Below are 21407 nucleotides of genomic sequence, written 5' to 3' on the forward strand. Positions count from 1 at the left end.
CTCAGGTGTCCGCGGCGGTGTCGGCGACCGCCTCGGCGTCGACGGCCGCGGGGGCCTCGTCGGCCGTAGCGTCTGCGGCATCGTCGTCGGCGAGAGCGTCACCCACGACGGCGCGGAGCTGCTCGGCCGAGATGACGCCGTGGCGGAGGATGCGGAGCTTGCCCGCGCCCGCGGCCAGCGCGGTCGCGTCGACGATGGTGGACGAGGAGTCCTTGCCCTCGACGCGCTCGTAGGCGGTGCCGGCCTCTCCCCCGTCGAGGTAGACGGACACGGAGTCGCCGAGCATGGCCTCCGCCTCCGCGGCGGTGCGGGCGGCCGGGCGGCCGGTGAGGTTGGCGGACGAGACGGCGAGCGGGCCGGTCTCGGAGAGGATCTCCAGGGCGATCCGGTCCTGCGGCATGCGCAGCGCGACGGTGCCCTTGGTCTCGCCTAGGTCCCAGACCAGGGAGGGCGCGGCGGGCAGCACGACGGTGAGGCCGCCCGGCCAGAACGCCTGCACGAGCGCGTCGACCTCGGCCGGGACGTGCTCGGCCAGCGCGGCGAGCGTGGGGATGCCGGGCACGAGCACCGGGGGCGGCGACTGCCGGCCGCGTCCCTTGGCGTCGAGGAGCCGCTGCACCGCGGCCGGGTTGAAGGCGTCGGCGGCGACGCCGTAGACGGTGTCGGTGGGGATCACGACGAGCTCGCCGCGGCCGAGTGCCCCGCGGGCGAGGCGCATGCCGGTGAGCAGTTCGGAGTCGACGGAGCAGTCGTAGATGGGAGCCATGACGGCACCCATGATAGTTGAGCCACCGCAAGGTTCCCTGCGACCGCGCGGACCGTAGGACGATGAGCGGCCGCGGGACGATACTGGTGGCGATGGACGTGTACTTCTTCGACTGCGACAAAACCCTGTACGACTACGACTTCCACAAACGGCTCCCCCGCCTGGCCGAGCTGAGCGGTGTGAGCCAGTACCGGCTCGCGTCGCGCTGGTGGGCAGGCGGCTTCGAGCGCGCGGCCGAGATCGGCGAGTACGCCACCAGCGAGGAGTACCTCGCGGCGTTCGCGGAGGTGACAGGAGGCCGTCTCACGCTGGAGCAGTGGCAGGACGCCAGGAAGGCGGCCATGACCAGGATCGACGGGTCGATCGAGGCGCTGCGGCTCGCGGCGACGCTCGGCACGGTGTCGCTGCTGTCGAACAACCCGATCCCGTTCAAGGACTCCCTGCCCGTGCTGATGCCGGACGTGACGGAGATCCTGGGCGGCAACGACCTGGTCTCCGCCGTGCTCGGCGCGCGCAAGCCCGAGCGGCGCATCTACACCCGGGCGCTCGGCCGGTTCGGCGCGCAGCCGGAGGACGCCATCCTGTTCGACGACTCGCTCGCCAACGTGGAGGGCGCCCGCGAGGCGGGAATGCAGGCGTACCACTTCACGCGCAACGACGACGGCACGTTCGACACCGACGGAATGCTCGCCGCGGTCCGCGCCTTCGCCGAGCGCTGAGGCGCCGCGCCGGATTGGGGGCGCTTACTTCAGCGCCGTGGTCGCGCGGTCGCGGGTGGTGAGGTCGGGGTGCGTCGCCGCCGCGCGCCAGCCGTCGGCGGTCAGCAGGTCGCGGATCTGGGCGCCCTGCAGCTCGCCGTGCTCCAGCACGAGCGTGCCGCCCGGGCGGAGCAGCCGGCGGGCGACGCCGGAGATGACGCGCACGACGTCCAGCCCGTCCGCGCCGCCGTAGAGCGCCGCGGCCGGGTCGAAGAGCCGCACCTCCGGGTCGCGCGGGATCGCGTCGTCCGGCACGTACGGCGGGTTGGAGATGACGACGTCCACCGCGCCGTCCAACTCCGGGAGGGCGTCGGCGAGGTCGCCGAGCACCGCTTGCAGGTTCGTCGCCCCGACCGACTCGACGTTGCGGCGTGTCCAGGCGAACGCCTCCGGGGACTTCTCCACCGCGTAGACCCGGGCGTGCGGCACCTCCGTCGCCATCGCGAGGGCGATCGCGCCGCTGCCGGTCCCGAGGTCCACGCCGACCGGCTGGGCCGAGGGCACCGCCCGCAGCGCGTCGATCGCGAACTGGACCACCTGCTCGGTCTCCGGCCGCGGCACGAACACGCCGGGGCCGACCGCGAGCTCCAGCGAACGGAACGGCGCCAGACCGGTGATGTGCTGCAGCGGCTCCCGCGTGGCCCGGCGTGCTGCCAACTCGCGGACCCGGCGCGCGTCGTCGGCGTCGATCGCGGCGTCCATGACCACCAGCGCCTGCACGCGGCCGCGCCCGACGCCGAGCACGAACCCGACGAGCAGGTCGGCGTCCACCTCCGGGTCGGGGACCCCCGCCTGCGCGAGGACGGCGACCGTCTCGTCGCGGAGGGAGCGGACGGTGGCGGGCGCGGAGTCAGACATGGCCCGACGAGCTTACCGTCACAGGCCTTCACCGAGGCGCTGGGCGGAATAGAGTGAGGACCATGCCCGCGAAGATCTACGAGAACATCACCGAAACCATCGGACGCACCCCGCTCGTCAAGCTGAACCGGCTCGCCGCCGACACCGGCGCGACCGTTCTGGCGAAGCTGGAGTTCTTCAACCCCGCCGCGTCGGTCAAGGACCGCATCGGCGTCTCGATCATCGACGCCGCCGAGAAAGCCGGCGCGCTCCGCCCGGGCGGGATCATCGTGGAGGGCACCAGCGGCAACACCGGGATCGCCCTGGCGATGGTCGGCGCCGCCCGCGGCTACAAGGTGATCCTCACGATGCCGGAGACCATGTCGAAGGAGCGCCGCGTGCTGCTGCGCGCGTTCGGCGCCGAGATCGTCCTCACGCCAGGCCCCGACGGCATGCGCGGAGCGGTGGAGGCCGCCAAGAAGATCGTCGCCGAGAACGACAACGCCATCTGGGCGCAGCAGTTCGCCAACGAGGCCAACCCCGCCATCCACCGCGCCACCACGGCGGAGGAGATCTGGGCCGACACCGACGGCGGCGTGGACATCTTCATCTCCGGCGTCGGCACAGGCGGCACCATCACCGGCGTCGGCCAGGTGCTCAAGGAGCGCAAGCCCGAGGTGCAGGTCATCGCCGTCGAGCCGGCGGACTCCCCCATTCTCAACGGCGGCAAGCCCGGACCGCACAAGATCCAGGGCCTCGGCGCCAACTTCGTCCCGGAGATCCTGGACACCAGCGTCTACGACGAGGTCATCGACGTCTCCTTCGACGACTCCATCGCCGTGGCCAAGCAGCTCGCCTCCGAGGAGGGCATCCTCGCCGGCATCTCGTCCGGGGCGATCATCTGGGCCGCGCTGCAGGTGGCGGCACGCCCGGAGAACGCGGGCAAGACCATCGTCGCGATCGTCTGCGACACGGGCGAACGGTACATCTCGACGGCCCTCTGGGCCGACCTGCTGGACTGACGGCGTGGCCCTGTTCCGGGCGCGCGAGGACATCCGCAACGCGCGCACCCACGACCCCGCCGCGCGCGGTGGAGCCGAGGTGGCGCTGGTCTACTCCGGCCTCCACGCCGTGTGGTCGTACCGCGTCGCCCACCGGCTCTGGCGGGCCGGGTACCGGATGCCCGCGCGCATGCTCTCCCAGTTCACCCGCTTCCTGACCGGCATCGAGATCCACCCCGGCGCCCGCATCGGCCGCCGCTTCTTCATCGACCACGGGATGGGCGTCGTCATCGGCGAGACCACGTGGATCGGCGACGACGTGATGCTCTACCACGGGGTGACCCTCGGCGGACGCGGCAGCGGGCACGGGAAACGGCACCCGACCATCCACGACCACGTGGTCGTCGGCGCCGGCGCGAAGGTGCTGGGCGCGATCGAGATCGGGACGCGGACGGTGATCGGCGCGAACGCCGTCGTCGTCCATGACGCCCCGCCGGACTCGGTGCTGACCGGCGTCCCCGCGCGGGCGCGGCCACGGTCGGGGCATGAGCAGATCGCCGGCGACGACTGGCTCGACCCCGCCCTCTACATCTGACAGAAACCGCCGAGTACGCAGATTGTCTGCGTACTCGGCGGTTTTCGGCTGATTTATCGCGTACTCGGCGGTTTCAGTCTTGGGCGAGGTCGGCTAGGCGGGCCTCTTCGTCGGCGAGGATGTTCGACTCGATGACGGGGTCGAGGGCGCCGTTCATCACGGAGTCGAGGTTGTACGCCTTGTAGCCGGTGCGGTGGTCGGCGATCCGGTTCTCGGGGAAGTTGTACGTGCGGATGCGCTCCGAACGGTCCATCGTGCGGATCTGGCCCTTGCGGAACTCGGCCGCCTCGGCGTCCGCCTCCTCCTGCTGCTTGGCGAGCAGGCGCGCGCGCAGCACGCGCATCGCGGCCTCGCGGTTCTGGAGCTGGCTCTTCTCGTTCTGCATCGACACCACGATGCCGGTCGGCACGTGCGTGATGCGGACCGCCGAGTCCGTGGTGTTGACCGATTGGCCGCCGGGGCCGGAGGACCGGAAGACGTCGATCTTGAGGTCGTTGGGGTTGATGTCGACCTCTTCGGGCTCGTCCACCTCCGGGAACACCAGCACACCCGCGGCGGAGGTGTGGATGCGGCCCTGCGACTCGGTCGCCGGCACGCGCTGCACGCGGTGCACGCCGCCCTCGTACTTCAGGTGCGCCCACACGCCCTCAGCGGGGTCGCTCGAGTTGCCCTTGAATGCGACCTGGACGTCTTTGATGCCGCCGAGGTCGCTGGAGGTCTGCTCGATGATCTCGGCCTTCCAGCGCCGGGAATCCGCGTAGTGCAGGTACATGCGCAGGAGGTCGCCGGCGAAGAGCGCGGACTCGGCCCCGCCCTCCCCCATCTTGATCTCCATGATGACGTCGCGGCTGTCGTTGGGGTCCCGCGGGATCAGCAGGCGGCGCAACTTCTCGCCGGACTCCTCCACGCTCTGCTCCAGACCCGGGATCTCCTCGGCGAAGGCCTCGTCCTCGGCGGCGAGCTCGCGCGCGGCCTCCAGGTCATCGGAGAGCTGCTTCCACTGGTTGTACGAGGCGACGATGCGCGACAGCTCCGCGTAGCGGCGGTTCACCTTCTTGGAGCGCGCCGGGTCGCTGTGCAGCTCGGGGTCGGAGAGCTGCTGCTGGAGGTCGTCGTGCTCGGCGATGAGGCCGTTGACCGACTCGAACATGCGTGACTTCTTTCTGGTGGCGCCGTCTGGAAACGAGAAAGCGCCCGCCCGCCGCGCACGAGGGCGCGGCGGACGGGCACTTCGTCAGCTAGCGGTGGTCGTTCTCGTGGCCGTGCGAGTGCGCGGTGCCGTGGCCGTTCGTCGGCTGCGGCATCGACTTCTGCACCTGCATGAGGAACTCGACGTTGCTCGAGGTCTCCTTCAGGCGGCCGAGCACGATCTCCAGGGCCTGCTGCTGGTCGAGACCGGCGAGGGCGCGACGCAGCTTCCAGGTGATCTTGACCTCGTCCTGGCCCATCAGCATCTCCTCGCGGCGGGTGCCGGAGGCGTTGACGTCGACGGCCGGGAAGATGCGCTTGTCGGCGAGCTGGCGCGAGAGGCGGAGCTCCATGTTGCCGGTGCCCTTGAACTCCTCGAAGATCACCTCGTCCATCTTGGAGCCGGTCTCCACCAGCGCCGAGGCGAGGATGGTCAGGGAGCCGCCGTGCTCGATGTTGCGCGCGGCGCCGAAGAAGCGCTTCGGGGGGTACAGCGCGGACGCGTCGACACCGCCGGACAGGATGCGGCCGGAGGCCGGAGCCGTCAGGTTGTACGCGCGGCCGAGGCGGGTGATCGAGTCGAGCAGCACGACCACGTCGTGGCCGAGCTCGACCAGGCGCTTGGCGCGCTCGATCGCGAGCTCCGCGACGGTGGTGTGGTCCTCCGCCGGACGGTCGAAGGTGGAGGCGATGACCTCGCCCTTCACCGTGCGCTGCATGTCGGTGACCTCTTCGGGACGCTCGTCCACCAGCACGACCATGAGGTGCACCTCGGGGTTGTTGGTGGTGATCGCGTTGGCGATCTGCTGCATCACGATGGTCTTGCCGGCCTTGGGCGGCGCGACGATGAGGCCGCGCTGGCCCTTGCCGATCGGGGCGACCAGGTCGATGATCCGCTGGGTGACCTTGCCCGGCTCGGTCTCGAGCCGCAGCCGCTCCTGCGGGTACAGCGGGGTGAGCTTGCCGAACTCGACGCGGGTCGCGGCCTCCTCGATGGTCTGGCCGTTGATCGAGTCGACCTTCACCAGCGCGTTGTACTTCTGGCGGCTGTTGTTGTCGCCCTCGCGCGGCTGGCGGATGGCGCCGACGACGGCGTCGCCCTTGCGGAGGCTGTACTTCTTGACCTGGCCGAGCGAGACGTAGACGTCGCTGGCGCCCGGCAGGTAACCCGTCGTGCGGACGAACGCGTAGTTGTCCAGCACGTCCAGGATGCCCGCGACGGGGATGAGCACGTCGTCGTCGGAGATCTCCGGCTCGAACTCGTCGCCCGCCGCGCCGCCACGGCGCTTGCGGTTGCGGTCGCGGAACCGGCCGGCACGGTCGCCGTCGGCCTGCTGCTGCTGCTGCGGGCCGCGGTTCTGCTGACCGCCCTGCTTGTCGCCGTCGCCCTGGAGGTCCTTGGGCTGGTTCTGCTGGTTCTGCTGACCCTGCTGGTTCTGGCCCTGCTGACCGCCCTGCTGGTTCTGCTGACCCTGCTCGCCGTTCTGGGCGTTGCCCTTGTTGCGGTTGCGGTTGCGGCGGCTGCGGCCGGAGGGCTGCTGTTCGCCGCCCTGCTCGGCTGCGTCGCCCTGCGGCTCGCCGCCCTGGTCGCCACGGTTCTGGTCGCCGCGGTTCTGGTCGCCTCGGGCCTGCTCGGCCTGCGCGGGCGCCTCGGCCGACTGCTCGTCGGCCTCCTGCGCACCGTTCTGCTGGCCCTGGCCGTTCTGGCCGCCGCGGCCACGGCGGCGGCGGCCGCCCTGGCCGTCGCGCTGCGCCTGCTCGCGGGAGGCGAGAGCGGAGTCGAGCAGAGCGTCGACGTCCGGGATGAGCGACTCGACACCGGTCTCGCCGGTGTTGACGTGGGAGCCCGCGCCGACACTGGTCGACGGCGCGCTGGTCGACGGCTCGATGCTCGTGCCGCCCGGGCTGGAGGCACGGCGGGAGCCGCGGCGACGCGGCTCGGCGGCGACCTGCGAGAGGAGGGCGTCGCCCGCAATGGGCGCGTCCGTGACGGGCTCGGCGATGAGCGGCTCGATGAGCACCTGGGAGGCCGCGGTGGCGTGGTCCGCCTGCTGCTCGGTCTCGGCCGGGACCGTCTCGAGGGAGACGGGCTGGGCCGCTTCCTGCTCGGCGGGCGCCTCGGTTCCGGCGGCAGCGGCGCGAGCCGCCGCGATCGCCTCGACCAGCTCGCCCTTGCGGAGCCGGGTCGCGCCCTGGAGGCCGAGCTCGGCGGCGAGAGCCTGGAGCTCCGCCACCTTGAGCGAGGTCAGGTCGCTGGTGTCCACGCCCCCGGCGTGGAGTTCGACATCAGTCACTGAAGAGGATTCCTTTCCCCCGGCGCGCACTCTGCGCGCCGCTGTGGAGCACTCGTCACGTGAGCCTGCCTTACCGTGCTGCGTTCTGATCCGCGCTACGGTGCGCTCTGGAGACCCGGATGCTCCGGATATCCGAAAAGCGCAGGCAGGAGTGACGGCATGATTGCTAAGAGATCACCCGGAAGCTGGATTCGCTCGTGACGCGGGTTCTTCACGGGTGCACTCGGTAGTTTACCACCTCACGACAGGCGGTTCGGACGCTACGCCGCCGGTGTGTCCGCGTCCTCGACGGCCACCGGAGCGACCGTCGCGCCCTTGAAATCGACCGCGAGCATCAGCGGCTGCCAGGCCGTCTGCGCCTCGCGGGCGACGAGCTCCGCCGCGGCGAGCCGCTGGCTCGGGTCGCTGCACAGCACCAGGATCGACGGCCCCGCTCCCGAGACCACGGCGGCGAAACCGTTGGACCGTAGCAGCGTGATCAGCCGGTCGGTCTCCGGCATGGCGGAGGCGCGGTAGCTCTGGTGGAGCTTGTCCTCCGTCGCCGCGTGCAGCAGCTCGGGGCTCTGGATGAGCGCGGCGACCAGCAGGGCCGAGCGCGAGACGTTGAAGACGGCATCCTCGTGGGGCACCGACTCCGGCTGGAGGCTGCGGGCGAGCGCGGTCGACATGACGTGCTCCGGCACGAGCACCAGCGGCGAGACGCCGCGGTGCACGATCAGCTTCTTGAACCGCGGACCGTCCGGGGTGACCCAGGCGATCGTGAGGCCGCCGAAAAGCGCGGGCGCGACGTTGTCGGGGTGGCCTTCCATGTCGTTCGCGAGCGCGAGCAGCGCCTGAGCGTCGAGGTCGACGACGCCCTCCAGCAGGCCCTTGGCGGCCATGATGCCGGAGACGATCGCCGCACCGGACGAGCCCAGGCCGCGGCCGTGCGGGATGCTGTTGCGCGCGAGGAGGTTCAGTCCGGGCAGAGCGACGCCGACCGACTCGAAGGTGTGGGCGATCGCCCGCACGACGAGGTTGCTCTCGTCGGTCGGGACCTCCCCCGCGCCGACGCCGACGACCTCCACGGTCGCGCCGGGCTGGTCGCGCACGCTGACCCGCAGCTCGTCGTAGAGGGCGAGCGAGAGCCCGAGCGTGTCGAAGCCCGGACCGAGGTTCGCGCTCGTCGCCGGGACCTTGACCGCGACCGTGCGCCCGCGCAGGTCGACGGCGCGCAAGGTCATGCCGACGCTCCGGCGGTGGGGACCAGGCCGAGCACGTCGGCGATCGCGTTGGTGTCGACCGGCACGCTGGTCGGCTGCACGTCGGAGCCGTCGGCCGTGCGGAGGGCCCACTGCGGGTCCTTCAGGCCGTGGCCGGTGACGGTGAGCACGACGGTGGCGCCGGCAGGGATGACGCCGGCGGCGGAGCGCTCCAGGAGGCCGGCGACGCTGATCGCGCTCGCGGGCTCCACGAAGATGCCGACCTCGGCCGAGAGGATGCGGTGCGCCTCCAGGATCGCGGCGTCGTCGATGGCACCGAAGTAGCCGTCGCTGTCGTCGCGCGCGTTGAGCGCGAGCTCCCACGACGCGGGGTTGCCGATCCGGATGGCGGTGGCGATGGTGTCGGGCTCCGTGACAGGGTGGCCGAGCACGATCGGGGCGCTGCCCGCGGCCTGGAAGCCGAACATCCGCGGCAGCTTCGTGGCCTCGCCGCGCTGCAGCTCCTCGGTGTAGCCGCGGTGGTAGGCGGTGTAGTTGCCGGCGTTGCCGACCGGGACGATGTGGAAGTCCGGCGCGTCGCCGAGCACCTCGACGACCTCGAACGCGGCGGTCTTCTGACCCTCGATGCGGTCGGGGTTCACCGAGTTGACCAGGTGGACCGGGTAGTTGGTCGCGAGCTCGCGGGCGATGTCGAGACAGTCGTCGAAGTTGCCCTGCACCTGGAGGAGCTGCGCGTTGTGCGCGATCGCCTGGCTGAGCTTGCCCATCGCGATCTTGCCCTCGGGCACCAGCACGACGGCCTGGATGCCGGCGTGGGTGGCGTAGGCCGCGGCCGAGGCGGAGGTGTTGCCGGTGGAGGCGCAGATGACGGCCTTCGCGCCGTGCTCGACGGCCTTGGAGATGGCCATCGTCATGCCGCGGTCCTTGAACGACCCGGTCGGGTTCATGCCCTCGAACTTGACGAAGACGTTGGCGCCGGTGCGCGCGGAGAGCGCAGGGGCGGGCAGGAGCGGCGTGCCGCCCTCGCCGAGCGTCACGATCGGAGTCGCTTCGGAGATGTTCAGGCGGTCCGCGTACTCGCGGAGCACGCCGCGCCACTGCCGGCTGTACGACTTCGGCCCATTCGACGACTGGGGCATTACGATCCTTCGACTCGGAGAACGGAAGAGACGGCGGTGACCACGTCGCTCGCGGCGAGCGCCTCCACGGTGGCCGCCAGCGCGGCCTCCTCGGCTTCGTGGGTGCCGATCACCAGGGTAGCGGTGGGCGCGGTCGCGCCGTGAATCGGTGCGTTACCGGAGATGACGACGGCGCCGGTGCTGCTGGGTACGGACTGCTGCACCGTCTCCACGCTCACCCCGCCGTCGCTCAGGATGCGGGCGACCGTGGCGAGCACGCCCGGCTGGTCCGCCACCGACAGCGTGATCTGGTAGCGGGTCACCACGCGGCCGACGTCGAGCACCGGGAGGCCGGCGTGGGTCGACTCGGCGACACCCGGTCCGCCCACGACGTGGCGGCGCGCGGCCGACACGACGTCGCCGAGCACGGCGGAGGCCGTCTCCACGCCGCCGGCGCCCGCGCCGTAGAACATGAGGTCGCCCGCGGCCTCGGCCTGGACGAACACCGCGTTGTGCGCGCCGCGCACGGCGGCTAGCGGGTGCTCACGGCTGATCAGCGCCGGGTAGACGCGGGCGGAGACGCCCTCCTCGCCGGTCTCCGGGTCGACCAGCCGCTCGCAGATCGCCAGCAGCTTGATCACCCAGCCGCCCGCGCGGGCGGCCTCGACCTGCTCGCGGGTGACGGAGGTGATGCCCTCGCGGTAGACCTGCTCCAGCGGCACGGTGGTGTGGAAGGCGAGGCTCGCGAGGATCGCGGCCTTCTGCGCGGCGTCGTAGCCGCCGATGTCGGCGGTGGGGTCGGCCTCCGCGTAGCCGCGCTCGGTGGCGGTCGCGAGCGCGTCGGCGAGGGTCTCCCCCGTCGCGTCCATCCGGTCGAGGATGAAGTTGGTGGTGCCGTTGACGATGCCGAGGATGCGCGAGACCGTGTCGCCGGCGAGGCTGTCGCGCAGCGGCCGGATGATCGGGATGGCGCCCGCGACGGCCGCCTCGTAGTAGAGCTGGGCTCCGACCTGCTCCGCCGCCTCGAACAGCTCGGGGCCGTGGGTGGCGAGCAGGGCCTTGTTGGCCGTGATGACGTCGGCGCCGGAGTTCAGCGCCTCCAGCACGTAGCCGCGGGCCGGCTCCACGCCGCCCATCAGCTCCACGACGATGTCGGCGCCGAGGATGAGCGAGGTGGCGTCGGTGGTGAAGAGCTCCTTCGGGAGGTCGACGTCGCGCGGCGCGTTCACGTCGCGCACGGCGATGCCGACGAGCTCCAGCCGTGCGCCGACGCGCGAGGCGAACTCGTCGCCGTGCTCCAGCAGCAGCCGCGCCACCTGGGAGCCGACGGAGCCGGCGCCCAGCAGCGCGACCCGGAGGTTGCGGTATTCGATCATCGGCCGGTGCTCCCGTCTTCGTACGCGGCGTCGCGTGCCAGCAGGTCCGCCTCGGTCTCGCCGCGCACGATGACGCGGGCCTGGCCGTCGTTCACGGCGACGACCGGCGGACGGCCGAGGTAGTTGTAGTTGCTGGCCAGCGACCAGCAGTAGGCGCCCGTCGCGGGCACGGCGAGGAGGTCGCCCGGGGCGACGTCGCCGGGCAGGTACTCGGCGTCCACGACGATGTCGCCGCTCTCGCAGTGCTTGCCGGCCACCCGCACGAGCACGGGCGCCGCGGCGGACTCCCGGTCGGCGATCCGGGCGGAGTAGTCGGCGCCGTAGAGCGCGGGCCGGGCGTTGTCGCTCATCCCACCGTCCACGCTCACGTAGCGGCGGACCGCGGTCTCGCCGTCGTCCTGCGCGGACACCGTGACGTCCTTGGTGGTGCCGACCGTGTAGAGCGTGAGCCCCGCGGTGCCGATGATCGACCGGCCGGGCTCGAACGCGACCGCCGGGATCGGGATGTCCAGGTCCTCGCAGGTCGCCGCCACCGTCTCCGCGATGCTGCGGGCGAGGCTCTCGATCGGCGCGGGGTCGTCGGCCGCGGTGTACGCGATGCCGAAGCCGCCGCCGAGGTTCAGCTCGGGGACGTCGCCGCCGGCGAGCAGCTCCTTGTGCACGGCGAGCAGCCGGGCGGCGGACTCCGCGAAGCCGTCGGCCCCGAAGATCTGCGACCCGATGTGGCAGTGCAGGCCGAGGAAGGCGAGGCCCGCGTGCGAGCGGATGCGTGCGACGGCGTCCGCGGCGTCGGCGAGCGCGATGCCGAACTTCTGGTCCTCGTGCGCGGTGGCCAGGAAGGCGTGCGTGTGCGCGTGCACGCCGCTGTTCACCCGCAGCCGCACCCGCTGCACGACGCCGTGCCGCTCGGCGGCCGCGGCGACGCGGTCGACCTCCTGGAGGCTGTCGATGATGACGGCGCCGACGCCCTCCGCGACGGCGCGGTCGATTTCGGCGAGGGACTTGTTGTTGCCGTGGAACCCGAGCCGCTCGGCGGGGACTCCCGCGGCGAGGGCGACCGCCAGCTCGCCGCCCGAGCAGACGTCGATGTTGAGCCCGGCCGCCACCATCCAGCGCGCGACCTCGATGGAGAGGAACGCCTTGCCCGCGTAGTAGACGCGGGCGGCGGAGTCCACCTCGGCGAACGCGCGCTGCAGGGCCGAGCGGACCTCGACCGCGCGCTGGCGGGCCTCGGCCTCGTCGACGACGTAGAGCGGCGTGCCGAAGCGCTCGGCCAGCTCGGTGACGGGGACGCCGCCGACGACGAGCACACCCTCCTCGCGGTGCACGGTGCGCGACCAGAGGCCGGGGGCCAGCGCGTTCGCGTCGCCGGGCTCGGGCAGCCACGGGGGTGCGAGCGGATTCGATGCCATGGGGACAACCTCACGAGTACGGAGAAACACAAGTCGACGAGTGGGGTTCTCTCTGGCGAGCGGGCCCGGATTGGCCCCTGAAGCCGGTGGAGAAGTGCAAGAAGTCTATCGAGCGCGCGCAAACCGCTTCGCCGTGTTACGCGCCGCCGCGGCTACGAGCAGCTTCCCTTGCTGTGCAGGAACTTCTCGTCCATGACGAAGTTCGACGCGGTCAGGGTCACCTCGGCGTGATTCGGCGTCACCCGGATGTCGCTCACCTGCACCCCGGCGGGGAGGTACTGGGCTGCGCACAGCGGGAACGGTCCACTGGCGGTCAGCGCCTGGAGCAGCTTGGTGATGCTCACATTGCCCGACCCCGCGGAGACGCTGGCCTTGCCCGGCGTGAGCAGGACGGTGCTCCCGTTCGCCTTGGCGGTGGCGCTCACGGTGTAGTCGACCGGGAGGCCGAGCAGGTCGATGCTCCCGTCGTAGCCGAGCGCGCCGTCGCCCAGCGTGATGTCGCCCTTCGCGCCGGGGATGGTGACGAGCTTGTTCAGCGAGTCCTGCGAGATGTTCAGCGTGCCCGTGGCCGACGCGATGGGCTTGCTGAAGTCGGTGGGCACTCCCGTCGCATGGATGGCCGCGCTCAGCGGGGCGCCGTTCACGGTCGCGTGCGGGGCCGTCAGATCCACGTCCGAGAAGCTGCCCTCCAAGAACTGCGCGAGCACCGAGAATCCACCGATGTGCACGGAGACGTCGGCCTTCACCGTGTCGGGCAGGTTCTTCTCGATCTCGGCTGCCACCCGCTGCTCGGCGACCGCGCGCGTCACGGCGTCGGCCACCACCAGCAGGAGGACGACGACCACGACCGGGATCACGATCCGCAGGAGGGTCTTCAGCCAGCGCGGGCGGGCCGGCCGATCGCTTCGAACGCTCATGCCGTCACATCCGCTCCGGGGCGGACACTCCTACCAGCGCGAGGCCGTTGCGGACGACCTGGCCGGTTGCGTCGTTCAGCCACAGGCGGGTGCGGTGGGCGTCGGTGACCGGCTCGTCGCCGTGCGGGAGCACGCGGGTGGAGCCGTCGCGCACGGCGTACCAGGCGTGGTACAGCCCCGCGAGCTCCTCGACGTAGCGCGCGACGCGGTGCGGCTCGCGCAGCTCCGCCGCCTGGGCGACCACCCGGGGGAACTCCTGGAGGCCGCCGAGCAGGGCGCTCTCGGTCTCGTGCGTCAGCAGCTCGGGCTTGAACACGCTGCGGTCAACCCCGGACCTGGCCGCGTTCGCCGCCACCGACCGGGTGCGGGCGTGCGCGTACTGCACGTAGTAGACGGGGTTGTCGTTGCTGCGCTTGGTGAGCAGGTCGAGGTCGATGTCGAGCTGCGAGTCGGTGGAGGAGCGCACCAGCGAGTAGCGGGCGGCGTCCACGCCGACCACGTCGACCAGGTCGTCGAGCGTGACGATGGTGCCGGCGCGCTTCGACATCTTGACCGGCTCGCCGTCCTTCACCAGGTTGACCATCTGGCCGATCAGGATCTGGAGGTTCACGTGCGGCTCGTCGCCGAAGGCCTCCACCATCGCCATCAGGCGGCCGATGTAGCCGTGGTGGTCGGCGCCGAGCATGATGATGTTCTGCTCGAAGCCGCGCTCGCGCTTGTCGAGGTAGTAGCCGAGGTCGCCGGAGATGTAGGCGGGCTCGCCGTTCGAGCGCACGATGACGCGGTCCCGGTCGTCGCCGAAGGTCGTGGTGCGGAGCCAGATGGCGCCGTCGGCCTCGAAGATGTGGCCGAGCTCGTCCAGGCGCTCGATCGCGCGCTCGACGGCGCCGGACTCGTGCAGCGAGTCCTCGTGGAAGTACACGTCGAAGTCGACGCCGAACGCGTGCAGCCGGTCCTTGATCTCCTGGAACATGAGGTCGGTGCCGATGCGGCGGAAGACCTCCTGCTGCTGCTCGCGCGGCAGGTCGGCCAGGTCGCCGATCGCCGGGTCGGCCGCGGCGCGGGTCGCGACCTCGGCCGCGATCTCGCCGATGTAGGCGCCGCCGTAGCCGTCCTCCGGCGTGGGCTCACCGAGGTACGCGGCGAGCAGGCTGCGCGCGAAGCGGTCGATCTGGGAGCCGTGGTCGTTGAAGTAGTACTCGCGGGTGACGTCGGCGCCCTCGGCCTGCAGGATGCGGGCGAGGCTGTCGCCGACGGCCGCCCAGCGCGCGCCGCCCAGATGGATGGGGCCGGTCGGGTTGGCGGAGACGAACTCCAGGTTGACCAGGAGGCCGTCGTAGAGGTCGCCGCGGCCGTACGCCTCGCCGGCCTCCACGATGGTCTGGGCCAGCTTGCCGGCGGCCGCGGCCTCCAGGCGGAAGTTGATGAAGCCGGGTCCGGCGACCTCGGCCGAGGAGACGCCCTCGATGCCGGCGGCGCCCTCGGCGATCTCGCCCGCGAGCTCGCGCGGGTTGGCGCCGAGCCGCTTGGCGATCCGCATCGCGACGTTGGACGACCAGTCGCCGTGCTCGCGGTTCTTCGGGCGCTCGAGCGGGATGTCCTCCGCCGTGATCGTGAGCTCCGGGATGCTCTCGTCGGCCTCGCGTCGGCGGCTCACCACGGTCGTCACGATGGCGAGCAGGGCGGCGGAGAGGTCATCGGGAGTCATAGAGAAACAGTCTAATGGCGCTCCAAGCCTTCCCTTCGCGGCTCTTGATAGGGTGCGATGCGACACGCACCGGGACGACACGGAAGACGCACAACCGCATGCAGCAGCACACAGCACGGACCCTCGCCGCCCTCGCGATCGCCGCCGCCGCCGTCACGCTCGTGGGCTGCACGCCTGCAGCGAAGCCGGACGCCGTCGCGTCGTCGTCGGCGCACCCCGGCGGAACGAAGGCCGAGCCGGTCGCGACCCCGACGCCGACGCTGCCGCCGACGCCGGTCACGCTCACCTGCGACCAGGTGGTGACGGCCGACCAGCTCTACGCGTACAACCCCAACTTCTCGACCGACCCGGGCTACGCCCCCACCGCGGGGACGTTGGAGAAGCAGATCGCCGACTGGAAGGGCGTCACCTGCGCCTGGAAGAACCAGACCAGCGGCGACGTCGTCCAGATCGCCGTGGCGATGCCTCCCGCGGACAAGCTCGAAGGGCTGAAGAACACCGCGATCACGGTGGCCCAGCCCGTTCCCACCTACGGCACGCCGCCGCAGGTGGAGGGCTACTTCAAGCCGGCCACGGCCGGGCAGGTGCAGATCTTCCGCGGCAAGTACTGGGTGGTCGCGGAGTCGACCGCGTTCTTCGAGCCGGGCGACGCGGCGCCGCTGATGCAGAGCGTGCTGAGCGACCTGCCCGCGAGCTGAGCCGGCTCCGGCCGGGCCGCGCTGGCCGGGCCGCGCTGGCTGGGCACGGCGCGAAAGGATGCTAGCCTGGACGGGCACTCCTGGCCCCCATAGCTCAGGGGATAGAGCGTCTGCCTCCGGAGCAGAAGGCCGTAGGTTCAAATCCTACTGGGGGCACCGAAAGCACCATGAGAAGGCTCCTCCCGCGGGAGGGGCCTTCGTCGTTCTCACGCGCCGTTGTCAGGCGCCGCCGACCGCGTCCCGGAGCGCTAAGGCCGCGGGAGGCAGCGGCGTCGCGAACAGCGCCGTGCCCGCGCACGCGCCGCCGCCGCCCGGCGCGCTCTCGCAGCGGGAGGTCACGGCCCAGACGAGGCCGAGTCCGGACGCCTGCACGTCCTTCAGCCACGGGCCCCCGCTCGCCCCGTGGGTGAAGGGGCACGCGGCCCGCGCGTCGGGCGCGTAACTGTTCACAGGGATGGTGGAGACGATGCAGCGGTGGGCGGTCTGCCCGGTGTAGGGCGCGAGCACGGGGTACCCCCAGATCTGCACGTTCGCCTGCGCCTGTCCCGCCCCCGCCGCGACGGCGTTGCCGCCCAGCCGGTTCGCGATCTGCTGGCCTCCGCTCGGGGCGAGCCGGACGAACGCGTAGTCGTGATCCCACTTCTTGCTCTGCGTCCACTCGGCGGAGGCGCCCACCGCCGTGCCGGACCAGTAGCCGTGCGCCGACGGGCCGTTGTTCCAGCCGGGGGCGAACAGGAAGTTCCCGTAGTACGCGCGGCCCGGGCCGCCGGGGTGCACGCAGTGTGCGGCGGTGATGACCACGTTCTTCGTGGCGCTGTTGACGACGGTCGCGGTGCAGGAGGTGTCGCCCGTCGGCGTGCGGAAGAACAGTCTCCCGACCGTGTTGTTGACGGTGGTGGTCGACCCCCAGCCCAGCGTCCGCTCCCCCGCATGCGCGGGCGCGGGCGCCGGCGATCCAGGGTCGGCCGGGAGCTCGGGCGCGGCGGCCCGCAGCCTCTCCGCCGTCCAGTAGCCGTGCGGATCGATCGGCGGCTCGGCCGCCGAGGCGGGCACGAGACCTCCCGCCGCCAGCGCGATCGCCACTGTGACAGCCACCGCGAGCGCGCCCAGTCCTCGAATGGTCGTGCGCATCCTGCTCCCCCTTCCCGCCCCCTGTGTCCCCGCCGGACGCGACTGCGGGGCGGTCGTGTCCTTCGACGCTAGGGCGGGGAGCCGGCGAGCCGCATCGGCCGCGGGAAGGGGGAGCCTCAGCCGCTACTCGGCGTCGAGGTCGGTCCCCAGGAGGACGACGAGCCCGTCCAGCGCGGCCTCCGCACCCGGGGCGTCCGACTTCAGGGTCACGACCGTGCCTTTGCTCGCCGCGAGACCCATCAGGGAGAGGATGCTGCGGGCGTCGAGCTCGGGGCCGTCGCCGGCGGCGATCGTCACCGGGATGCCCGTCTGCTGGACGGCTTGCACGAACAGCTTGGCCGGGCGGGCGTGGAGCCCGGAGGAGCTGGCGACGGTAGCGGTGCGCTGGGTCATGGTTCTGTTCTCTCCGTGGTCGTGGCGGTGACGGAATGGGGGCCGCAGTGCCCTCAGGCCGCGACGCCCGCGGGGACGGGCTGGTCGGCCTCGGCCGCCGCCGTGGTCGTCGTGCGGGGCACTGCGAACTTCTTCAGGCCGACCACGAGGAGGGCGGTGACGGTCATCCCGGCCAGGATCGCGACGACGAAACCCCAGAACGGGTCGATGGCGAAGAAGACGAAGATCCCGCCGTGCGGGGCCCGCGAGCGGACGCCGAACGCCATGGCCAGACCGCCGGCGACCGCGCCGCCGACGAGGTTGGCCGGGATGACGCGCAGCGGGTCGGCGGCGGCGAAGGGGATGGCGCCCTCCGAGATGAAGGATGCGCCGAGCAGCCACGCGGCGGCCCCGTTCTCGCGCTCCACCTCGGTGAAGCCGCGCCGGTAGAGCACGGTCGAGGCGAGCGCCATCCCGAGCGGAGGCACCATTCCCGCGATCATCACCGCGGCCATGATCTGGAAGCTGGCGTCGGTCTGCGCGGCGAGGCCGGCGACGGCGAATGCGTAGGCGACTTTGTTGACCGGGCCGCCCAGGTCGAAGCACATCATCAGGCCGAGGATGACGCCGAGGACGATCGCGCCGGCTCCGGACAGCCCGTTCAGGAAGTGCGTGAGCTGGGTCATCAGCCAGGCGATCGGTGCACCCAGGATGAGCAGCATCAGCCCGGAGGCGATGATCGAGGCGCCGAGCGGGATGATCACGACCGGCATCAGGCCGCGCAGCCAGCGCGGGACGGCCGGGCGGCCGATCAGCCACGCGGCATAGCCGGCCAGGAGGCCACCGATCAGGCCGCCGAGGAAGCCCGCGTTCATGAAGACCGCGATGGCGCCGGCGACGAACCCGGGTGCGATGCCCGGCCGGTCGGCGATAGCGAAGGCGATGTAGCCGGCCAGCGCCGGGACGAGGAAGCCGAGGCTCACACTGCCGATCTCGAAGGCGATCGCGCCGAGGTAGTAGCCGAGGCCTTCCGGCGGGAGGTTCCAGATCGCGTAGTGCGTCAGCGTGTAGACGGCGTTGTTCATGCCGGAGGTGCCGTGGGCGAGGGCGATGCCGTAGCCGCCGAGGAACGGCAGGAAGCTGATCGCGATCAGCAGGCCGCCGCCGGCGACGAACGGGATCATGTAGCTGACGCCGGTGAGCAGGATGCGCTTGAGGTTGGCTCCCCAGGAGAGCGAGACCGCCGGGGAGCCGGCGGATGAGCCGCGCGTCGCGGTGACGCGCGCACCGTGCGGGTCGTTCGCGACCGCGACCGCCTCGGCGATGAGCTGGTCGGGCTGCTCGATGCCGCGCTTGACCGTGGAGCGCACGACGGGCTTGCCGGCGAAGCGGGCCTCCTCGCGCACGTCCACGTCGTTGGCGAAGATGACGGCGTCGGCGTCGTCGATGACGCTCTGCGGGATGGCCTGGTAGCCGCTGGAGCCCTGTGGCTCGACGGTCAGTGCCACGCCGTTCTTGGTGCCGGCGGCGGTGAGCGCGTCGGCGGCCATGAAGGTGTGGGCGATGCCGGTCGCGCAGGAGGTGACGGCGACGATGCGCGCCGGGCGGCCGTCGATGTGGAGGGAGGTGTCGGGCGCGGCGCCCGGTGCCGCGGCCGGCTTCGTCGTGGCAGCGGGGGCCTCGCCCTCGCCGATCGCCTCGTCCACGAGGGCTACCACATCCTCCGGGGTCTTCGCGGCACGGAGCCCCGCGGTGAACTCCTCGGTCATCAGGCTGCGCGCCAGCTTCGACAGGACGGCGAGGTGGGCCTCGGCCGCGTCGGCCGGCGCCGCGATCAGGAACACGAGGTCGGCGGGGCCGTCGGGTGCGCCGAAGTCCACGCCGGGCTCCAGCCGCGCGAACGCGAGCGTCGGGACCGTGACGGACGGGCTCTTGGCGTGCGGGATGGCGATGCCGCCCGGCAGGCCGGTCTCGTCCTTCTGCTCGCGGGCCCACGCGTCGGCGTAGAGCGCGTCGGCGTCGGTGGCGCGGCCTTCGGCGACGACGCGCGCGGCGAGGGCGCGGATGACGTCGCTCTTGTCGCCGGCCGCATGGTTGTCGAGGCTGACGAGGGCTGGGGTGATTGTCTTCGGTGACACGGTGTCCTCCAGGTCGGGGGATGAACTCCGCCGGAGATGAATTCCGGGGAGTTCGGGGTTCAGGGGTGGAGTGCGGCGACCTTGAGGTCGCCGGTGGGCAGGTCGGCCGGTCGGGGGGCCTGGGTGCCGGGCAGCGACGCCGCGGCCGAGCCGTAGCGGATCGCGTGGACGAGCCGCTCGGAAGGGGTGGCGCCGGCGACGTCGGCCAGCAGGTAGCCGGCCAGCGCACTGTCGCCTGCGCCGACGGTGCTCCGGACGCGGATGCGCGGGGCGTCGGCCACGTAGCCGCCGTCGGCGGTCACGAGGACGGAGCCGAGGGCGCCGAGCGTGACCAGCGCAGCGCCGGCCTGCTCGGGGACGAGGGTCCGGGCGACGGCGAGGACCGCCTCCGGGAGCTCGCCGGACGCGCCGAGCTCTCCGGACATGAATGGGGAACCGGTGAGCTCGGCGAGCTCGTCCTCGTTGGGCTTGATGAGGTCGGGGTGGCCGTCGAACACCGCAGCCCGCAGTGCCTCCCCCGACGTGTCGACCGCGATCAGCGGGGCGGCGTCCGCCCAGCGCTCGCGCACGGCGCGGATGACGGTCACGTAGAAGTCGTCCCCAGCGCCGGGCGGCAGCGAACCGGCGAGCACGAGCCACCGGGCGCCGGCGCAGGCCTCCACCACGGCCTCCACCAGCGCGGCGGCGTCGTCGCGGTCGAGCGGGGCGCCGGGCAGGTTCAGCTTGGTGGTGACGCCGGCCGGGTCGGTGATGGTCAGGTTGGCGCGCGCGTGGCCGTGGATGTCGACCGTGCGGACGGGCACGGCAGCCGAGCGGAGCACGACGCCGAACGGGTCCTCGGCGGCGAGCGGGAGCACGGCCAGCGCCGGCACGCCGGAGGATGCGACGACGCGCGCCACGTTGATCCCCTTGCCGCCGGCGTCCTCCCGCGACGACGCGGCCGACTGGACTTCGCCGGGACGCAGCGGCGCGCTCAGCGTGACGGCCCGGTCGAGGGACGGGTTGGCGGTCAGAGTGACGATCATGCCTGCACGACCTCGACTCCGGACGCGGCGAGCGCGTCAGCGAGCTCGCCGTCGGGCGCACGGTCGGTGACCAGGACGTCGACGGCGTCGAGCGCGGCGAACGAGACGAGCGACTCCTGCTGGAACTTGGTGGCGTCCGCGACGACCACGACGCGCCGGGCGGCCCGGACGATGGCCTCCTTGACGGCGGCCTCCTCCGGGTCGGGGGTGCTGAGGCCGAAGCCGGCGGAGACGCCGTTGACGCCGACGAACACGATGTCGGGCCGCAGCGACTGGATGGAGCGGACGGTCGCTGCGCCGACTGCGGCGGCGGTGACCCCGCGGATGCGACCGCCGACGACGGTGAGGGCCACGCGGTCGGCCGCCGCGAGGGCCGGGGCGAGGGTGAGCGAGTGGGTGACGACCTCCGCCTCTCCCCCGGTGGCGGTGAGGCGGGCGGGGAGGAGCTGGGCGACGGCCGCCGTGGTGGTGCCGGCGTCGAGGTAGAGGGAGCCGCGGAAGCCGTCGCCGAGCACGTCGAGGGCGCGGGCGGCGATGCGCTGCTTGGTGTCGGCGCGGAGGCCGGTGCGCTCGAAGACGGAGGCTTCAGCGGTGCTGACGCGCTCCAGGGCGACGGCTCCGCCGTGCACGCGGCGCAGGGCTCCCGCGGTCTCCAGGGCGTCGAGGTCGCGGCGCACCGTCTCGGTGGTCACCCCGAACCGCTCGGCGAGCTCGACCACGGCGACGCGGCCCTCCTCGAGCAGCAGCCGCTCGATCAGCTCTTGACGCTCCGTTGCATACACGCGGGACCTCCTTTGGTTTCCCACACATTACAACACGAAACAACAGCATACAAGAGAATCTTCTGTTGTTTTTTCTGTGGTTTTGCGTG

The 21407-nt window shown here is 71.9% G+C and carries 19 protein-coding genes and 1 tRNA gene; 5 read left to right on the top strand and 15 right to left on the bottom strand.

All coding sequences use genetic code 11. The features are described from left to right. Position 1: 1 nt before the first annotated feature. Positions 2 to 766 (bottom strand): L-threonylcarbamoyladenylate synthase, encoded by a 765-nt coding sequence (locus tag ABIA36_RS01550; protein WP_369960516.1) that lies wholly within the window; start codon positions 764 to 766, stop codon positions 2 to 4. A 62-nt stretch (positions 767 to 828) separates the two neighbouring features. Between ABIA36_RS01550 and ABIA36_RS01555 the strand changes: the two genes are divergently transcribed. Further along, on the top strand, positions 829 to 1485 hold the full coding sequence (locus ABIA36_RS01555) for an HAD-IA family hydrolase (protein WP_369960517.1): 657 nt from the start codon (positions 829 to 831) through the stop codon (positions 1483 to 1485). A 24-nt stretch (positions 1486 to 1509) separates the two neighbouring features. Here the strand turns inward: ABIA36_RS01555 and prmC are convergent, their stop codons facing one another. Beyond that, a complete protein-coding gene (prmC, locus tag ABIA36_RS01560) occupies positions 1510 to 2382 on the bottom strand; it encodes a peptide chain release factor N(5)-glutamine methyltransferase (RefSeq protein WP_369960518.1) in 873 nt (290 codons plus the stop codon). Positions 2383 to 2444: 62 nt separating this feature from the next. Here prmC and cysK point away from each other — a divergent pair, with 62 nt between their 5' ends. After that, a complete protein-coding gene (gene cysK, locus ABIA36_RS01565) occupies positions 2445 to 3383 on the top strand; it encodes a cysteine synthase A (protein WP_369960519.1) in 939 nt (312 codons plus the stop codon). A gap of 4 nt (positions 3384 to 3387) precedes the next feature. Further along, positions 3388 to 3957, top strand: a complete 570-nt coding sequence (gene epsC / locus ABIA36_RS01570; RefSeq protein WP_369960520.1) for a serine O-acetyltransferase EpsC — start codon at positions 3388 to 3390, stop codon at positions 3955 to 3957. A gap of 73 nt (positions 3958 to 4030) precedes the next feature. Here epsC and prfA read toward each other — a convergent pair whose 3' ends face one another. The 8 genes from prfA to argS all read right to left on the bottom strand — a co-directional run bounded on the left by prfA (position 4031) and on the right by argS (position 15172). Continuing rightward, complete coding sequence (gene prfA / locus ABIA36_RS01575; protein WP_369960521.1) at positions 4031 to 5107, bottom strand: peptide chain release factor 1; 1077 nt, start codon at positions 5105 to 5107, stop codon at positions 4031 to 4033. Between the two features lie 88 nt (positions 5108 to 5195). Continuing rightward, a complete protein-coding gene (rho, locus tag ABIA36_RS01580; protein WP_369960522.1) occupies positions 5196 to 7439 on the bottom strand; it encodes a transcription termination factor Rho in 2244 nt (747 codons plus the stop codon). A 260-nt stretch (positions 7440 to 7699) separates the two neighbouring features. After that, complete coding sequence (gene thrB / locus ABIA36_RS01585; protein WP_369960523.1) at positions 7700 to 8662, bottom strand: homoserine kinase; 963 nt, start codon at positions 8660 to 8662, stop codon at positions 7700 to 7702. Further along, positions 8659 to 9780, bottom strand: coding sequence for a threonine synthase (thrC, locus tag ABIA36_RS01590; protein WP_369960524.1), 1122 nt, complete (start codon positions 9778 to 9780; stop codon positions 8659 to 8661). Before thrC ends, thrB begins: the two co-directional genes overlap by 4 nt. Beyond that, positions 9780 to 11135, bottom strand: a complete 1356-nt coding sequence (locus tag ABIA36_RS01595; RefSeq protein ID WP_369960525.1) for a homoserine dehydrogenase — start codon at positions 11133 to 11135, stop codon at positions 9780 to 9782. The genes thrC and ABIA36_RS01595 overlap by 1 nt, the downstream gene beginning before the upstream one ends. Beyond that, a complete protein-coding gene (gene lysA, locus ABIA36_RS01600) occupies positions 11132 to 12547 on the bottom strand; it encodes a diaminopimelate decarboxylase (protein ID WP_369960526.1) in 1416 nt (471 codons plus the stop codon). The genes ABIA36_RS01595 and lysA overlap by 4 nt, the downstream gene beginning before the upstream one ends. A gap of 152 nt (positions 12548 to 12699) precedes the next feature. Then, entirely contained in the window at positions 12700 to 13464 is a 765-nt protein-coding gene (locus ABIA36_RS01605; protein ID WP_369960527.1) for a DUF2993 domain-containing protein, read from the bottom strand. Between the two features lie 4 nt (positions 13465 to 13468). Further along, positions 13469 to 15172 (bottom strand): arginine--tRNA ligase, encoded by a 1704-nt coding sequence (gene argS / locus ABIA36_RS01610; RefSeq protein WP_369960528.1) that lies wholly within the window; start codon positions 15170 to 15172, stop codon positions 13469 to 13471. Positions 15173 to 15270: 98 nt separating this feature from the next. Between argS and ABIA36_RS01615 the strand changes: the two genes are divergently transcribed. Together ABIA36_RS01615 and ABIA36_RS01620 are read left to right on the top strand one after the other, a co-directional pair. Continuing rightward, positions 15271 to 15870 carry an iron ABC transporter ATP-binding protein gene (locus ABIA36_RS01615; RefSeq protein ID WP_369960529.1) on the top strand — a complete coding sequence of 200 codons (600 nt, stop codon included), beginning with the start codon at positions 15271 to 15273 and terminating at the stop codon, positions 15868 to 15870. A gap of 83 nt (positions 15871 to 15953) precedes the next feature. Continuing rightward, positions 15954 to 16026 (top strand) — tRNA-Arg (locus tag ABIA36_RS01620). Between the two features lie 63 nt (positions 16027 to 16089). Here the strand turns inward: ABIA36_RS01620 and ABIA36_RS01625 are convergent. From ABIA36_RS01625 to ABIA36_RS01645, 5 genes are all read right to left on the bottom strand, one after another. Next, complete coding sequence (locus tag ABIA36_RS01625) at positions 16090 to 17001, bottom strand: serine protease (RefSeq protein ID WP_369960530.1); 912 nt, start codon at positions 16999 to 17001, stop codon at positions 16090 to 16092. A 123-nt stretch (positions 17002 to 17124) separates the two neighbouring features. Then, entirely contained in the window at positions 17125 to 17394 is a 270-nt protein-coding gene (locus tag ABIA36_RS01630; protein WP_369960531.1) for an HPr family phosphocarrier protein, read from the bottom strand. A 53-nt stretch (positions 17395 to 17447) separates the two neighbouring features. Then, positions 17448 to 19511 carry a fructose-specific PTS transporter subunit EIIC gene (locus tag ABIA36_RS01635; protein ID WP_369960532.1) on the bottom strand — a complete coding sequence of 688 codons (2064 nt, stop codon included), beginning with the start codon at positions 19509 to 19511 and terminating at the stop codon, positions 17448 to 17450. 59 nt (positions 19512 to 19570) lie between these two features. Then, a complete protein-coding gene (locus tag ABIA36_RS01640; RefSeq protein WP_369960533.1) occupies positions 19571 to 20536 on the bottom strand; it encodes a 1-phosphofructokinase family hexose kinase in 966 nt (321 codons plus the stop codon). Next, complete coding sequence (locus ABIA36_RS01645) at positions 20533 to 21318, bottom strand: DeoR/GlpR family DNA-binding transcription regulator (protein ID WP_369960534.1); 786 nt, start codon at positions 21316 to 21318, stop codon at positions 20533 to 20535. Before ABIA36_RS01645 ends, ABIA36_RS01640 begins: the two co-directional genes overlap by 4 nt. Positions 21319 to 21407: the final 89 nt, after the last annotated feature.

Origin of the sequence: Leifsonia sp. EB34 (assembly GCF_041260585.1) — a bacterium.
Taxonomy (GTDB): domain Bacteria; phylum Actinomycetota; class Actinomycetes; order Actinomycetales; family Microbacteriaceae; genus Leifsonia.